Raw genomic sequence first — 17,109 nt, forward strand, 5'->3', positions numbered from 1 at the left:
TTAAAACGGAGGTAATGGATCGTGAAACTGTTAGGAAAATTGTTAATTACAGGCCATATTGAAGCGCTCACGGGACTGGCAATAGGGGGTTCCAAAAGTGATGTGGCCATTGGGGGAATTGACAATAACGTCATTAAAAATTCTGAAGGTGTTCCTTATATACCAGGCTCATCACTGAAGGGAAAGCTTCGCAGTTTGATCGAAAAACGTGAGGGCCGTCCAGAAGTTTGCTCATGTGGAACGGATAAATGCGTTATCTGCACAGTGTTTGGAACAGGCTTGCCTACTAAAAATAAAAACATAACGGCGGGACCGACCCGTTTATACGTAAGGGATGCAAAATTAAATGAGGATACAAAAAAACAAATGGAAAAAAAAGAAGGGATTTTTTCCAATTTAGAACTTACCTATACAGAAGGAAAATGGGAAAATCAAATTAATCGATTAACTTCAAAGGCAGCTCATCCTCGTCAGCAGGAACGGGTTCCAGCTGGGAGCATATTCGATTTTAATATGATTTATAATATTTTGACGAAAAAAGATATCGAATATTTTCATCAAGTAATAACCGCATTGAGATTGCTTGAAGATGACTATTTGGGCGGCAACGGTTCACGGGGCTACGGAAGAATCCAATTTCAAAATGTATCCATTTTATTGAAAACCGTCTCGGATTATGAAAGCGGAGGCACAGGCAAAGAGATTTTTTCGGGTTTGTTATCGGATTTTGAGGACGAAGAGGCAAAAAATAAATTAAAAAGTTTGGTAGAAGAGGAAGAGAAAGCATGAAAATAGCCAAACTATTGCTTAATGATCATGCAAAATTTCATTTTGGCGACTCCAGCGGTGATTTAAAGGATCATTTTTCTTCAGATCAACTTGTTTCTGCGTTAATGAATAATGTCGTCCTTTTATATGGGGATAAACAGTTAAGTGAATTTACATCGTTGTTACGTGAAGATCATATTCATTTTTCCTCCATCTTTTATGGGTTGGATTTTTTGCCGAAACAACAACATAAAAATGGTGCGACGATCTATTTTTTTCCGCGGCCAAAAGTGGATTTTATGAGCACTGAACAACATTCCGTTTCCTATAAGGAAATAAAAAAAATAAATTATGTTTCAATAAAACTATTGGAAAAGCTGTCAAAAAGTTGGAATGAAGAAGAGGAGGCTTGCAAATTTGATTTTCGCTCCATCATTTTAATCGGGAAAAAATTTGCTGTTTTACGAGAAGAAATAGCTGATTTAGAATGTACAGAACAAGAATTACAGTCTTTGCGCTTTTTACATTTTGACAGTAAACCTGGAGTGGAAGTAAGCAGAGATTTGAAGAAGCCGGGCAAATTTTACTTTCAAGAGCATTTGGAAGTGACCTTTGACGAAACAAAATATTATCGTGTCCAACCCTTTATGTATTTTATAATTGACGGAAAGCTGCCTGTCTTTTTAAACGCGGCCATTCAATTATTGGCGGATGAAGGAATTGGAGGAAAAAGAAGTTTAGGAAAAGGATTTTTTCATAAAATTGAATGGAAAGAAACTTCCTATACATTGCCGCAAAAGGGGCGATATTTTATGAATCTTTCCACTTATTTTCCGAAAAAAGAAGAAGCAGGAAAATTGTATTTTTATGAATTGGAAAAAAGAAGTGGCTTTGTATATTCGTTAGGTGGAAAAACAGTTCGGAAAAAAAGCGCCATGGTCATTAATGAGGGGAGTTTGTTTAGGGAAAAAGTAAAAGGTGATATGATCAATGTAGAGCCTGAAAATTTTGATCATTCCGTTTATTTATATGGGAAAAGCATATTTGTTGGTTTTGGAGGGAAAGCATGATGGGAAATGGCTTAACCCTCCGTTTAGAAACAGTTACTCCTCTCCATATTGGCAATGGTGACATCCTTTCTCCGTATAGTGATTATATTTTTGATGATGAAACCGGAATGGTCTATATTATTGATCCTCATAAGGTCGAAAAGGCATTATATGAAATGGAAAATAACGAAGAAGTTATTGATGAATTTGTTCAAAGGATTTCTGCAAAGAAATATACAAGCGATGTTTATACCTTAAAACACTTTTTTAAAGAGTATGGTTTGGATTATAAGCAATTGGCACGATCAGTCGTTCAAACGAATGCCGATGTAAAAAATGAAGAAATTCAAGAGTGTATTAAAAGCAGTGCAAGACCTTTTATTCCGGGAAGCAGCATTAAAGGTGCTGTTCGTACAAGTTTATTATTTATTCATCGTCAAGAAGACGGTTTTTCCCTTGATGATGTTCCCAAAAATATAAAACAATCTAATGGTGAGGATTTATTTGGTGAATTCGAAAAAGATTTATTAAAACATTTACATATATCCGATTCAACGATGTTAAAACCTGACGAAATCATGATTGTGAAAACTTTGCGGTTTGATTTCAAAAAGAAAACCGGAACTATACCCGTTACAAAAGAAGCCATCCCGGAAAATACACAATTGACATTTCGGCTTCAATGTAAAGCAAAGCGGAACTATCACTCTTTAGATAAACGATTTTCTTATTTATATAGTGAAGAAGGAGAAAACGGCGAACGGAAGATTTTAAATATGGTCAATTCCTTTTATAAACAACTAATTGAAAAAGAATGGAATTTACTGAAGGAATTGAAAATTCCGGAACTTAGTCTGGTAACAGACTTATATGAAAAATTGCTAAAGAGTGCACAGCAGTTTGAGAAGGAACAAAACGGTGCTGTTATGAGGCTAGGAAGCGGTAAAACGTTTTATGATAATACAATTGCCGGTTTATTTTCACCACAAGATCTTAAAAAGATTAGAAATAAAACAAATTTGGGAAGTTATCTTCCTTTTCCTAGAACAAGATCTGTTATTCAAAACGGTCAGGTTTATGAATCGGTATTAGGATGGGTATATATTATGATTTAGAGAAAATTATTTTAGGAGTTTTAAGATGAAGATGTTTGTCATTTTGTCTCATAAATTGTCAGAAATACAAATACAAGAAATTAACCAACGTTTTAAAATTGATGATATTGTGTATCTGCCGGATTCCCTGCAAAAAATATGGTCCAATATTCCCCCATCAGGGGAATGGCAAGAAGATTTTTTAAGAGAAATAAAAAATTGGCTTTCAAAACAGTTGAAAAAAGGGGACAAACTGATTGTTCAAGGGGAATTTGGCGCAACATTTTGCCTTGTTCAATGGTTAAAGAAAAGAGGATACGTTGTTTATTATGCTACAACTGAAAGGAAAGTGATAGAAGAACAACTAAAGGACGGAACCATTCGAACGAATCGCATCTTTCAGCATGTCAATTTTAGAGAGTATCCTGCGGGATGACATCAAATAAAGGATAAAAGGAGTGGATGGAATAGTGGAGATATTAATTGCTCCTCTCGGTAGCGGGGGGTACGAAGAAAAAGGTGTGGGAATGCGAGAATACAGAACTGCTAAATATAAATTTCCTGATAGCGGAAAGATTTATGAGACATCTTTTATCACAGCAGCTATCAGTGAACATTTAAAAGTGGATAAAATTATTTTGGTTGGCACGAAAAATTCGATGTGGGAAGAGGTATACAGATATTTTGGAAAGATAGAAGGAGATTTAGAAAAAGAGAAAAAATACTTCTCTCTAATAGAAAAAATTGGAGATCAGTTAACAGAGGTCGATTTGCAGTGTGTCAACGAAGTGATGGATGAATTTTTGAAAAATATTAATCCTCATGCGTCTGGTGGTTCAGTATGTAAAATTTTAGAATATGGAATGAATGATGAAGAATTGTTTAAAAATCTTGATATATTTATGGATTTACAACAACAATTTCAGCCTGCTGATAAAATTTATTTAGATATTACCCATTCTTTCCGTTCAATTCCTCTTTTTATGTATTTGATGATAGATTTTATTCAAACATTAAGGAAAGACATAATACGTTTATCAGGTATTTATTATGGAATGTTTGAAGTGAGCCGGGAACTTGATTATACTCCCATTATAGATTTAAATCCATTGTTTTCCATCACCAAGTGGACGAAGGGAGTATTTGATTTTGTTACATATGGGAATGTCGACTTAATGGCTGAATTAATGGAAGATAACGATATCAAACAAACGATGTTAAACATTTCCAAACTGACTAACTTGAATTATATTAGAGAATTACGTTCTCAGATGGATAAATTAAGGTATCAATTGGAAAAAGTTGATGACGTCCCAGTGCCTCAGTCGATGTTATTGTATTTAAAACCGGAATTACTTGATTTTGTCAATTATTTTAAAGGCGTAAATAATGATGCTGAATTCCAGTTCCGACTAGCAAAATGGTTTTTTGACCATAATCGATACGCTAATGGGTATATTTGTTTGGCTGAATCTATTATCACTTATTTACAGTACATTTATAAAAAAAGAATTCCTTCCATTGATTATCAGAACAAAAATGATCGGGAAAAGATACAAAATCTATTATTACATTTTTTGAAAAATGATTCAAACAAGGATTACCAAAAAATTGGACAGGTTTATGATGAAATAAGGATTATACGAAATCATATTGCTCATGCTGGTTTTGGGGATCACGATGACTATGATAAAGTTATCAAAAAAAGCTTGGAACTTGCAAATACTGTTGAAAAATATATTTTTCATAATTCAAATGAAACAAAACTGAGTAAACTTCCTTCTCTTTATGATTTTAATAATTTGCGAAAACGTCCTAACTTCCAAAAGGAATCATCTAGATAATCGAATAAACTATGGAAAAAGGATAATAAAAATAAAGAGTGTTATTCAAAGCAATTGACATTTTGTTTATAAAACGTTAAGAAAAGATTAATTTTACTTTTACTCATAAAGTAGTTTCTTTATCAGATATTGAGGTGGGATTTCATTACACTCAACTTTATTATCTAACACCATATTTATATAGAACAAATCAAGTTTTATATGTTCTGAAGGATGTTAAGGAAAAATTTGTGCATCAAAACGTGAAGACCTTTGCAAAAGAAAATACCAGCCTTTTAGCGATTAAAAAAACGATTTCCGACTTATATTCTATCTGGAAGATTACTTTGTGTTTGGTCTGTATTTGTTTGAACACAGCAATAACGTGGGGCTGTCCAAAAAGTCAGGGTAACTGACTTTTTGGAGCCCCTCATTTTTTCACTTTTTAAAAAAAATGCACAAAAAAATCGTCCTTTCTAGTAAAATGAAGTTACCACACAACATTACAGAAAGGACGATTTTTTATGAGCAATCAAATGATTACTCGTGAAAATTATAACACACAAATGACACTTCCTCTAGATGGAAAAGAAGAAAAAACTCCTGCCAAAAGAAATTTAGCCCCTACTTTCAAACCATATGACAACCGTCAAGTTCAAATGATTTATGATATTGAATCTCTTATACCCGAACATCACGTGGCACGTGTCGTGGACGAAATGGTGGAGGCGATACCAGATAAACAATTGTTTTCTCATTATAAAGGCGGCGGCAGAAGTTCCTATCATCCCAAAATGATGCTGAAAATCATTCTGTATGCTTATTCTCAAAAGGTTTATTCCTGCCGAGGAATCGAAAAACTCGTTAAAGAAAATATTCCTGCCATGTGGCTTTCAGCGATGCAACAACCAGATTTTCGCACCATTAATGAGTTCCGAGGGGAACGGATGAAAGCTTTCATGGATGAGCTCTTTGAAGTCATGATTCTCAAATTGATAAAAGAACATTACATCACGATGGAAAACTACTTTTTGGATGGCACTAAGATCGAAGCCAATGCCAATAAGTATTCTTTTGTGTGGAAAAAATCCACTTTGAAATTCGAAGAGAAATTAAAAGAAAAAATCCAAGAAACACTAAAGCACATTCATGAATTAACCCAATTAGAAGCCGGAACAGGGCAAAAGGAAAGCGATCAACATACAGAGATCACCGAACAAAACCTGGAGGAAATCGCAAAAGAAATAGAAGAAAAAGTTGAAACGCTAACGGAAGAAATCGAAAAGGAGACCGATACATCCATTCGGAAAGAGAAGCGAAAAAAACGCAGTCAATTAAAGAAATCGGTGAAACAAATTCGGGAAGATTTCCTGCCCCGAATGGCAAGATACAAGGAACAAAAGGAAATGTTCGGTGACCGTAACAGCTACTCGAAAACAGACAAAGACGCAACCTTCATGCGCATGAAAGAAGACCATATGAAAAACGGTCAGCTCAAGCCCGGATACAACGTGCAAATGGGGACAGAGAATCAGTTTATCTTGTTTTATACCATTCATCAACGACCGACCGATACACGTTGCTTTATCCCACATATGGAGAAGCTAGCCTCCACTTCATTACCGATGCCCCAAACAGTTATTGCGGATGCAGGCTATGGTAGTGAAGAAAACTATGTATATGCAGTTGGTGATGAGAAAGAGCCCCGGTTTGAGTTTCTAATTCCTTATGGGAGCTATGTAAAAGAACAAACACGTACATACAAAAAAGACATTAAAAATGCCAAAAACTGGACCTATTGTGAAGAGGATGATTGTTTTATTTGCCCGAATGGAAGGAGAGTAACGTTTAAAAAATACCAAAACAAAAAGAATCCATCTGGCTATGAACAAAGCTTCAAAATATACGAATGTGAAGATTGTACCGATTGCCCATTGAAAGCGAAATGCACAAAAGCGAAGGGAAATCGTCAAGTTCACTGGAATCCCATCTTCGAAGAAATGAAAGCAAAGGCCAAAACAGCCCTTGAATGTGAAGAGAAAGCCGCCATCTACGCTCGACGCAAAGTCGAGGCAGAAAGTGTGTTCGGTCACATCAAGGGCAATCGGTCGTTCCGCAGATTTTCTTTGCGGGGCCTCGACAAGGTACATGTTGAGTTTGGGATTGTGGCATTAGCCCACAACATACTGAAAGTAGCCGGCATCCGCCAGCTACTTTCAGATAAAAATCGAAAAAATATAAAAGCAAGTGGAGAGAAACGAATTGTTTTTCTCCACTTGCTTCATTTTAGGGACTTATCGGACAGCCCCTTTTTATTTCCTAAATATGGAAACAAATCCACTCCCCCGTATACCGCTCCTCTTAAAAAAAGCCGTTTATGTCATAATATATAACATAAATACGTAAATTTTTAGTTAAAATACACAAAATCACATTAAAAATTGTGAATATCCGCTAATGTTAAACAGCTGAAAAGAATATATAATAAATATACATTACGTATTGTGTTATAAAAAATAACATAAAGGGGATTGATCGTATTATAAAGGGGTGAATGAATGAAGACGTTGTTCATAAAAAATGCCAAAAATATTATTGCGATGGATGAAAATCGAACGGAATACCCAGGCGGCAGCATGTATGTTGTCGGTCAAGAGATTAAAGCGATCGGCTATGATTTACCTTGTGAGTCAGCGGATATTGTCATTGATGCGCGCGGAAAAATTGTTTATCCGGGGTTAATCAATACGCATCATCATTTGTATCAGACTTTCACCCGCAATATCCCTTGGGTGCAAAATGTTGAGCTGTTTGATTGGCTAATCGCTTTGTACGATATTTGGCGCCATCTAAGGCCGGAAGATGTGTATTTAAGTGCTGTTGTCGGATTAGGTGAGTTACTTAAAAGCGGCTGTACGGCATCAGCTGACCATTTTTACGTTTTTCCGAATGGAGTCAGCCGTGAATTAATTGATGAGGAAATACGGGCAGCACGTGAGATCGGAATTCGTTTTTACCCAACTAGAGGTTCTATGAGTTTAGGACGATCAAAAGGGGGATTGCCGCCAGATGAAATCGTTCAGCCGGAGGATGTTATTCTTCGAGATACCATGAGAATTATTGAAACCTATCATGATCCTAGTAAATTTTCGATGCTGCGGGTAGGTGTTGCACCTTGTTCACCATTTTCGGTTAGCAAAGACTTGCTGCGTGAATCTGCGGATTTAGCACGAAGTTATGGCGTTCGGATGCATACCCATTTGGCGGAAACGATCGATGAAGAGGATTTTTGCAGAGAAAAGTTTGGCATGCGTCCTTTCGAACTAATGGAAGAAACAGGATGGGTCGGCGAAGACGTGTGGTATGCACATGGAATCTGGTTTGATGACAAAGAAATTGCCAAGCTGGGTGCTTGCGGCTGCGGAATCGCTCATTGTCCGAGCAGCAATATGAAAATGGCTTCCGGAACGATGCGAATTATGGACATGCTGCAGGCAGGAGTAAAGGTGGGATTTGGTGTTGATGGTTCAACTTCTAATGATTCCTCCAATCTATTATTAGATTTAAAAATTATGAACCTGCTCCATAATCTTCAGCATGGAACGACAGCGCTAAGTGCTGAAGATTGTTTGTCGATTGCAACGAGAGGTTCAGCTAAAGTGCTTGGCTGGGAAAATGCCATTGGCTCATTGGAAGTCGGCAAGGCTGCAGATATGTTTATGATTGATACGAATCGATTAGAATTTGCCGGTGCGCTTTTCAACGATACGGCACTTCCGATTCTAGCGGGCACACCGACAGTCGATATGACTATCGTTGGCGGACGGATTGTCGTAGATAAAGGGCGTCTTGTCAATATCAATGAAGAATCATTTGCCATGCGGGCGCAAAAAGCTGCTGAAAGAATGCTGGAAGCGGCTCTTGAGCATACAAAAGTCAATTATAAAAAAACAAGAATAAGAAACTCAGCTATTTTAACTTAGGTAAGGAGGGATAAACAGTGGAAGCGATCCAAAACGAAGTTGTCGCATTTCATCATGTTAGTAAGATTTACAATACCGGCACAGTCGCTTTAAGCCAATTCCATTTTTCCATCACAGAAGGGGAATTTATAAGCTTCCTCGGCCCATCTGGCTGCGGGAAATCAACGGCATTAAGAATGGTGGCAGGTTTAGGCGAAGCTACTGAGGGCAAGGTAGAGGTATTTGGGCAAAACCCGAAAGAAGTTATAAAAAATACAAATGATGTTGCTTTTGTATTCCAAGATGCCAATTTGCTTCCATGGAGAACGGTGCTGGAAAATGTGATGCTGCCTTTAGAATTAAGGGGTTCCGATAAAAAAAGCCGCAAAGAGGATGCGATCAAAGTATTGGAGATGGTTGGACTAAAAGATCATATAAAGTCGTATCCTAGGCAGTTGTCAGGCGGAATGAGAATGAGGGTGTCTATAGCTCGAGCGTTGGCTGCAAAACCTAAATTGCTGTTAATGGATGAACCGTTTGCTGCATTAGACGAGATTACAAGACAGACCTTGCAGACGGAGCTGCTTGAAATATGGAAAAGGGAGAAAATGACAATTTTGTTCGTTACTCATAATGTATTTGAAGCTGTCTATCTTTCTACTAGAATTGCAGTGTTGTCAGCTCGGCCCGGACTATTATCATCTATCATCGATGTCGATCTTCCTTATCCGAGGGAGCGGACAGATGAACGGTTTACAGAATATGTCGATATTTCCTCGCAAAGTCTTGAGAATAGTTCAACCCGAAGGGAGTTGGTATAAATGTCTGTACAAACAGCAACCACTCAAACGAAGGAAATTGTCGCTCAATCAAATAATACTGGCAAACTGAAAATATGGAGCAAATCAAAATGGAAGATTATTGGTCCGATTGCTGCGCTTGTTGTTTTTCTTTCTTTATGGCAGTTTGTACCGATTATGGTTGGCGTGCAGCCGTTTATACTTCCAAAACCGACAGACGTCCTTCAAGCGGCGGTTGAAGATTGGGAGTTATTATGGCCAGCCATACAAATAACGGTGGCTGAATCTGTGATCGGATTTGTAATAAGCGCCATCATTGGAATTGGCTTTGCGGTTTTATTAGCAAGCTCAAAAATTTTAGAAATAAGCATTTACCCGTATGCAGTTATTTTACAAACGATACCGGTTGTAGCTGTTGCACCGATCGTTGTTATCTGGTTCGGCTCGGGCTTCAATTCGATTGTGATGATTTCATTTTTAATCGGATTTTTTCCGATTATTTCAAATACGTTAATGGGATTGAATTCAGTCGATAAAAATATGAGCGAATTATTTACTTTATATAATGCGTCAAAATGGCAAAAAATGTGGAAGCTCCGAATTCCGGCTGCTATGCCTTACATGATGACCGGCTTAAAAATATCCAGCACGCTATCGATCGTTGGAGCTATTACGGGTGAATATATAGCTGGAATTGGTGGAGGAAAAGGCGGTTTAGGGTATGCCATTACGGTAGCAGCCGTTCAATTAAAAACACCATATTTATTTGCTTGCGGAATTGCCGCTGCTATTTTTGGGATTGTCTTTTACTTACTCGTAAGTTTGTTTTCTCATTTCATGCTGAGATCATGGCACGAATCCGCGATGAAGGGAGAAAAATAAAAAATTTGATCAAAAATTAAGTTGACATAATCACTATTGCTTACAAGAGCTGAATTTAATTTGCTAATTTTTTTGCATAAAAATGGTTTGCTGCGTTAGGGAACGAGCTTTATTGAGTTTCAAAAAAGTGCAAAAAGGGGGAAAAAGAATTGAAAGCATGGCGCAAAGCAAGTTTTCTATTAATCGTGATTATATTCATGTTCTTCCTTGCCGCCTGCGGCGGACAAGAGTCGAGCAGCTCAACAAACGAGGGAGACAGCGCTTCGAATGGAGAGAAAAAAGAATTAAAAGATGTAAAAATTGTATTAAATTGGTTTCCGAAGGCGCAGCATGGCGGTTTGTATGCAGCACAAGAAAACGGATTGTTTGAAAAAAACGGTTTAAAAGTCACGATCGAACCGGGCGGGCCGCAAGTCTCGTCTATTCAAATGGTTGCATCTGGAAGTGCTGACTTTGGGCTTGCACATGCTGACCAAATGGTTATTGCTAGAAATCAAGGAATTGAATTAGTCGCTGTAGCTGCTGCCATGCAAGGAAGCCCGCAGGCATTAATGTTCCATAAAGGAAAGGGAATTGACGATTTTGATGAATTAAATGGAAGAAAAGTATATATACAGCCTGGTATTACGTATTGGGACTTTTTGAAATCTAAATATAATTTAACTAATGTACAAGAATTGGCTTATACAGGACAGCATTCGAATTTTATTAGCGATCCCAATTCTGTAAGCCAAGCCTTTAAGACTTCAGAGCCGTTTTTCTTAAAAAAAGATGGAGTAGATGTAGAAACGAAGCTCATATCTGATGCAGGTTATAATCCTTATAACGTTGTGTTATATGTTACAAAAGACTATTTAGAAAAAAATAAAGAAACTGTCAAAGCATTTGTGGATGCTTTTGTCGAAGGATGGTATTTATACAAAGATTCTTACGAAGAGATTAATAAAGTGATTCAGAAAGACAACGCTGATATGGAATTAGAATCATTAAAATTTGAAGCCGAAACACAAGTGGATTTTGTATATGGAGGAGATGCAGCAGAGCATGGAGTCGGATATATGACGGAAGAACGCTGGGCAACATTAATTAAACAATTGCACGATCTCGGTTTATTAGAAAAAACATTTGATGCAAAGGAAATTTTTACGACAGAATATTTGCCAAAACATGAATCGAAATAAAAACGAAAACGAAAGCTGGGCAGCTTATATTTGCTCAGTTTTTTTGTTTAGCCATAAGTTTTATTGCAAAAAAAGAAGAAATCGGCTTATATGCCGACTTCAAAAACTGATCCCATACATTAAAATTTAAAAGTCCTTTTATTCCTCGTTTTTCACTTGATTATATGCTTGATCAAGATTTTGCAGTCTTTTCAATATTTCTGCATTTTTGGTTAGCTGGTCGTAAATTAAAGTTGAGACGACAGATCGGTAGTAGCTGTTCATGGCATCAATCTTTGAAGATTTTTCTTTATTCATTTCAATGTACTGTTTAAAGTTTTCTTTAAAATAGGAAACAGAAAAAAGCTGTGTCATGTTCGTTCCTCCAAAATTTTAGATTCTTTTTTTAAATTCTTCATGTAAAATAGAACTAAAGGGGGGGAGTTCTGATGCATATAAAAATGGACTTAGTCCAAAACCAATCCTTGAGATTGGCGATGACGAAAGAGCTGAAGCAAGCCATTGGGCTTTTGCAATATTCTACAATCGATTTAGTATCTTACTTGAGGGAAATTACGCTTGAAAACCCCTTTGTGGAATTGGAAGAATCCCATCCAACGATATTTTATCATAATCAAAGAAAGCAGCAGAGGGCTAGCAAGGAGGATGGCCGCTGGATCGAAAATATGCCGAAAAAAGGGATGGGGCTAAAAGATCATTTGCGAAATCAGCTCGTAGAATTTCGTTTTACCGAAAACGAACGGCGTGCTATTCATATTTTAATCGATGCAGTGGACTCAAATGGTTATATGTCAGAAGACTTATCCCGCCTATCGGAAAAGTTCCAAATTTCGATCGATCTTTTGGAAAAACAGCTGTCTGTACTGCAATCATTAGATCCAATTGGCGTCGGGGCACGTTCGCTTCAAGAATGCTTGCTTTTGCAGGCTAAAGAAATTGAGGAAAAACCTAAAGGCTCCGAGTTCGTGTTAAAAGAGCATTTTCATCTGTTTGCCACAAAAGCTTGGAAGGATCTTTCCAAAAAGACAGGTCTGTCGCTGAATGCTCTTCAGCAAATTTTCGATTTTGTTCAAACATTGAATCCAAGACCTGGTCTGCAATTTGATGAGGAAACCCCGAATTATATCATCCCTGATTTAATGATTGAAGAGCGAAATGGAGATTGGATTGTATATTATAATGAAGATCTTTTGCCGCAAATTAAAATCAATCGGGACTATGAACCGATTGTACAAACAGAAAAAGATGTAAAATCTTACGTACAGACTAAACTCCATCAAGGACGCTGGCTGTTAAAATCGCTTGAGCAGCGGAAGGAAACGCTTGTCAAAGTTATGCAGGAAATTATACGATTTCAGAAAGACTTTTTCTATTTGAAAAACAACGTTTTGAAACCGCTAACATTAAAAGATATCGCTGATTCACTTAACATTCACGAGTCGACTGTAAGCAGAGCGGTCAATGATAAATTTGTTCAAACTCCTTTCGGTTTATATGAGTTGAAATATTTTTTCACTAACAAAGTGGGAGAAGAAGATACATCAAGTGCGAATGTTAAACAGGTCATTCAGCAATTAATTGATCAAGAAAATAAGCAAAGACCGCTTTCAGATCAAAAAATTGCCAACCTGTTGAAAGAGAATTATAATATGAATGTTTCGAGAAGAACAGTGGCCAAATACCGCGATCAGCTCAATATCCCTTCGTCCAATTTGCGAAAAAGATATAATTAGAAAGGAATTGGATTCGTGAATCAAGTGGTTCTTTATACGAAGCAAACATGTCCATTGTGTGATGAAGCAAAGGAATTGCTGTATAAGCTGCAAGCTGAAATACCCTTTGATCTGAAAGAAAAAGATATTTATCAAGATGACCGGCTGCTGGAAAAATATCAACTAATGATTCCAGTGATTGAAGTGAATGGAAAGATTGTTATTTTTGGGAAAATTGAAGAAAATTCTTTAAGAAAACGTTTGCTGGAACTTGTTTCTGTTGATTAACATTTGCGCTCCTGCTAAAATAATATATGTAGCAAGGGGTGAATTTTTTTGCTATAATTGGGACATAATTTGTCTTACAGGGACAAAAAAAGTCCCGGAAAGAAAGAGCTGAAGGGTCTTGAAAATGCAATCATTAATTGAAGCTCAAAAAAAATTATTGCCTGATCTTCTCCAAACTATGCAAAAGCGCTATCAAATTTTGCAGTCCATTCGACTGATGCAGCCTGTAGGAAGACGAAGCTTGTCAAACAATTTAGGCATCAGTGAAAGAATTCTGCGTGGAGAAGTGCAATTTTTAAAAGAACAAAATTTAATTCATATTCACCCCTCGGGAATGACCTTAACGAAAGAAGGGGATGATCTTCTTTCATCATTGGAAGAAATGATGAAAGATGTTTTAGGTTTAACTTTTTTGGAAACTACATTAAAAGAGAAGCTTCATTTAGATGAAGTGATTGTTGTTTCAGGTGACAGCGACCATTCGCCCCTCGTGAAAAAAGAAATGGGAAGAGCTTGTGCACAATGCATTATGAATCATTTGCAGGATGACGAGGTTGTTGCTGTGGCAGGCGGCACAACGCTGGCAGCTGTTGCTGAAATGATGATTCCGTTAGGTCATCACCGAAATGTTTTATTTGTCCCTGCAAGAGGCGGACTAGGGGAAAATGTTGAAAACCAGGCGAATACGATTTGCGCCAAAATAGCTGAACGTGCACATGGGAAATACAGGCTGCTTCATGTTCCTGACCAGCTAAGCAAGGAAGCATATGAATCCATTATCGAAGAACCGGAAATAAAAGACCTTTTAAAAATTATACGTTCAGCGAAAATGCTTGTTCATGGCATCGGGGATGCTCAAACAATGGCGGAGCGAAGAAAGACTCCGAAGGAAGATTTCGAAAAAATTAAAAAAGGAAATGCAGTAGGCGAAGCTTTCGGTTATTACTTCAACCAAAAAGGTGAAGTCGTTCATAAAGTTCAAACGGTTGGAATGCAGCTGGAGGACTTAAAAAACATACGAAATGTGATCGCGGTTGCGGGAGGAGCCTCTAAAGCAAAAGCGATCAAAGCGTATATGAATCAATCATTAGCCACGATTTTAGTAACTGACGAAGTGGCAGCTAAAGAGTTATTAAGGGAACTGTAAAGCTCCCTCAATATAAACATCATTCCTAAAATTGAAGGAGGACTTAAAGATGGCAGTGAAAATAGGTATTAATGGTTTTGGTCGTATTGGACGCAATGTATTTCGCGCAGCATTAAAAAATCCTGAAGTAGAAGTAGTAGCAGTAAACGATTTAACAGATGCAAACATGCTTGCACATCTTTTACAATACGATTCTGTTCATGGAAAACTCGATGTGGAAGTCGGGGTAAACGGAAATAACTTGGTCGTGGATGGAAAAGAAATTAAAGTATTATCCGAGCGCGATCCAGCTCAATTAGGCTGGGAAGACCTTGGCGTAGAAATTGTAGTAGAATCTACTGGTCGCTTCACAAACCGTCAAGATGCGGCAAAACACCTTGAAGCAGGTGCGAAAAAAGTAATCATTTCTGCTCCGGCTAAAGAAGAAGATATCACAATTGTTATGGGCGTAAACGAAGACAAATATGATCCAAGCAATCATCATGTCATTTCCAACGCTTCATGTACAACGAACTGCTTAGCTCCGTTTGCAAAAGTTTTACATGAAAAATTTGGCATTGTTCGCGGCATGATGACAACTGTGCATGCTTATACAAATGACCAACAAATTTTAGACTTGCCTCACAAAGATTACCGCCGCGCTCGCGCTGCAGCAGAGTCTATCATACCGACAACAACTGGTGCGGCTAAAGCGGTTGCGCTCGTATTGCCTGAATTAAAAGGAAAACTTAACGGTATGGCAATGCGTGTTCCGACACCAAATGTGTCCATCGTTGACTTAGTTGCAGAGCTTGAAAAAGACGTAACAGTGGAAGAAGTAAATGCGGCGCTTAAAGAAGCAGCTGAAGGAGAATTGAAAGGTATTTTAGCGTACAGCGAGGAGCCGCTTGTATCCAGAGACTATAATGGTGATACTCATTCTTCTACGATTGATGCGCTTTCTACTATGGTGCTTGAAAACCGCATGGTGAAAGTTGTTTCTTGGTACGATAACGAAACAGGATACTCAAACCGCGTGGTAGATTTGGCGGCTTACATTGCAAAACAAGGTTTATAATCTTTAAATACGGACTTGTAGCTTGCCTGTTTAAAAAGCTATAATGAAAAGCGGGAAGGGGAAGGGGACGTTTACATTCCCCTTTCCCTTTCAACATGTAGGAAGAATTTTTTCCTGATCGTTATTGTGAAGGAGGAGCTTGAGCCATGAACAAGAAAACGATAAAAGATGTCGATGTGAAAGGGAAAACGGTATTTTGCCGAGTTGACTTTAATGTACCGATGCAGGATGGCAAAATAACCGATGATACACGCATTCGAGCTGCACTCCCAACGATCCAATACTTGGCGGATCAAGGAGCGAAAGTATTGCTTGCCAGCCACCTTGGCAGACCAAAAGGACAGGTTGTGGAAGAGCTTCGATTGACGCCTGTAGCGAAGCGTTTAGAAGAACTGTTAGGCAAAAAGGTGGTCAAAGTAGATGAAGCTTACGGTGCGGCTGTAAAAGCGGAAGTAGACAAGTTAAACAATGGCGACATTCTCGTTCTGGAAAATGTACGCTTTTATCCTGGCGAAGAAAAAAATGATCCTGAGCTTGCTAAAGCTTTTGCTGAATTGGCTGATCTATATGTTAACGATGCCTTTGGCGCTGCTCACCGCGCACATGCATCCACCGCAGGCATTGCGGAATATTTACCATCTGTTGCAGGATTTTTAATGGAAAAAGAAATCAATGTTTTAGCGAAAGCGCTTGATAATCCTGACCGCCCATTTACAGCGATTATCGGGGGTGCAAAAGTAAAAGATAAAATCGGAGTTATCGAAAATTTATTGGAACGTGTAGATAATTTGATTATCGGCGGAGGACTTGCTTATACGTTTGTAAAAGCGCTGGGTCACGAAATCGGCAAGTCTTTGCTTGAAGAAGATAAAATAGAACTGGCAAAATCGTTTATGGAACGTGCCAAAGAAAAGGGCGTTCGCTTTTATATGCCTGTAGATGTTGTGGTAGCAGATGATTTTTCAAATGATGCCAATACAAAAGTAGTGGATATTGACAGTATTCCGGCTGATTGGGAAGCACTTGACATTGGACCTAAAACGGCTGAAATTTATGCGGATGTCATTCAACAATCAAAGCTTGTTGTTTGGAACGGACCGATGGGCGTTTTTGAAATGGATGCTTTTGCAAAGGGAACAAAAGCTGTAGCGGAAAGCTTGGCGAAAGCAGAACATACTTATACGGTCATCGGCGGCGGTGATTCAGCAGCAGCAGTAGAAAAATTCGGCCTTGCGGATAAAATGAACCACATCTCAACCGGAGGCGGAGCATCTTTAGAGTTCATGGAAGGGAAGAAACTTCCGGGAGTTCAAATATTGGAAGACAAATAACCACAACCATTTCCG

Annotated in this window: 16 protein-coding genes; 15 read left to right on the top strand and 1 reads right to left on the bottom strand. The window is 38.0% G+C overall.

Going from position 1 to position 17,109, the window contains the following annotated elements:
* Positions 1–21: 21 nt before the first annotated feature.
* The 10 genes from csm3 (at position 22) to RI196_RS04075 (ending at position 11,559) form a co-directional block, all read left to right on the top strand.
* Positions 22–789, top strand: a complete 768-nt coding sequence (gene csm3 / locus RI196_RS04030; protein WP_311066966.1) for a type III-A CRISPR-associated RAMP protein Csm3 — start codon at positions 22–24, stop codon at positions 787–789.
* Entirely contained in the window at positions 786–1,838 is a 1,053-nt protein-coding gene (gene csm4 / locus RI196_RS04035; protein ID WP_311066967.1) for a type III-A CRISPR-associated RAMP protein Csm4, read from the top strand. The genes csm3 and csm4 overlap by 4 nt, the downstream gene beginning before the upstream one ends.
* A complete protein-coding gene (gene csm5 / locus RI196_RS04040; protein WP_311066968.1) occupies positions 1,835–2,932 on the top strand; it encodes a type III-A CRISPR-associated RAMP protein Csm5 in 1,098 nt (365 codons plus the stop codon). Before csm4 ends, csm5 begins: the two co-directional genes overlap by 4 nt.
* Positions 2,933–2,957: 25 nt before the next feature.
* Positions 2,958–3,347, top strand: coding sequence for a CRISPR-associated protein Csx20 (gene csx20, locus RI196_RS04045; protein ID WP_311066969.1), 390 nt, complete (start codon positions 2,958–2,960; stop codon positions 3,345–3,347).
* Between the two features lie 34 nt (positions 3,348–3,381).
* On the top strand, positions 3,382–4,755 hold the full coding sequence (csx2, locus tag RI196_RS04050) for a TIGR02221 family CRISPR-associated protein (RefSeq protein ID WP_311066970.1): 1,374 nt from the start codon (positions 3,382–3,384) through the stop codon (positions 4,753–4,755).
* Positions 4,756–5,258: 503 nt separating this feature from the next.
* The gene (locus RI196_RS04055; protein ID WP_311066971.1) at positions 5,259–7,127 is read left to right on the top strand and encodes an IS1182 family transposase; all 1,869 of its coding nucleotides are present in this window, start codon (positions 5,259–5,261) and stop codon (positions 7,125–7,127) included.
* A 165-nt stretch (positions 7,128–7,292) separates the two neighbouring features.
* Positions 7,293–8,717 (top strand): 8-oxoguanine deaminase, encoded by a 1,425-nt coding sequence (locus RI196_RS04060; RefSeq protein ID WP_311066972.1) that lies wholly within the window; start codon positions 7,293–7,295, stop codon positions 8,715–8,717.
* Positions 8,718–8,734: 17 nt separating this feature from the next.
* Positions 8,735–9,517: an ABC transporter ATP-binding protein gene (locus RI196_RS04065; protein ID WP_311066973.1), complete on the top strand. Its 783-nt coding sequence runs from the start codon at positions 8,735–8,737 to the stop codon at positions 9,515–9,517.
* A complete protein-coding gene (locus RI196_RS04070) occupies positions 9,518–10,378 on the top strand; it encodes an ABC transporter permease (RefSeq protein ID WP_063386965.1) in 861 nt (286 codons plus the stop codon).
* A 149-nt stretch (positions 10,379–10,527) separates the two neighbouring features.
* Entirely contained in the window at positions 10,528–11,559 is a 1,032-nt protein-coding gene (locus RI196_RS04075; RefSeq protein ID WP_311066974.1) for an ABC transporter substrate-binding protein, read from the top strand.
* A gap of 138 nt (positions 11,560–11,697) precedes the next feature.
* Here the strand turns inward: RI196_RS04075 and yvfG are convergent, their stop codons facing one another.
* A complete protein-coding gene (gene yvfG, locus RI196_RS04080; protein WP_063386963.1) occupies positions 11,698–11,913 on the bottom strand; it encodes a protein YvfG in 216 nt (71 codons plus the stop codon).
* 74 nt (positions 11,914–11,987) lie between these two features.
* Here yvfG and rpoN point away from each other — a divergent pair, with 74 nt between their 5' ends.
* From rpoN to RI196_RS04105, 5 genes are all read left to right on the top strand, one after another.
* Positions 11,988–13,292 (top strand): RNA polymerase factor sigma-54, encoded by a 1,305-nt coding sequence (gene rpoN / locus RI196_RS04085; RefSeq protein ID WP_311066975.1) that lies wholly within the window; start codon positions 11,988–11,990, stop codon positions 13,290–13,292.
* 15 nt (positions 13,293–13,307) lie between these two features.
* On the top strand, positions 13,308–13,559 hold the full coding sequence (locus RI196_RS04090; RefSeq protein WP_063386962.1) for a glutaredoxin family protein: 252 nt from the start codon (positions 13,308–13,310) through the stop codon (positions 13,557–13,559).
* 124 nt (positions 13,560–13,683) lie between these two features.
* A complete protein-coding gene (locus RI196_RS04095) occupies positions 13,684–14,706 on the top strand; it encodes a sugar-binding transcriptional regulator (protein ID WP_311066976.1) in 1,023 nt (340 codons plus the stop codon).
* Between the two features lie 49 nt (positions 14,707–14,755).
* Entirely contained in the window at positions 14,756–15,763 is a 1,008-nt protein-coding gene (gap, locus tag RI196_RS04100) for a type I glyceraldehyde-3-phosphate dehydrogenase (protein WP_311066977.1), read from the top strand.
* 146 nt (positions 15,764–15,909) lie between these two features.
* Entirely contained in the window at positions 15,910–17,094 is a 1,185-nt protein-coding gene (locus RI196_RS04105; RefSeq protein WP_311066978.1) for a phosphoglycerate kinase, read from the top strand.
* Positions 17,095–17,109: the final 15 nt, after the last annotated feature.

Origin of the sequence: Aeribacillus composti, assembly GCF_031760945.1 — a bacterium.
Taxonomy (GTDB): Bacteria; Bacillota; Bacilli; order Bacillales; family Aeribacillaceae; genus Aeribacillus; species Aeribacillus composti.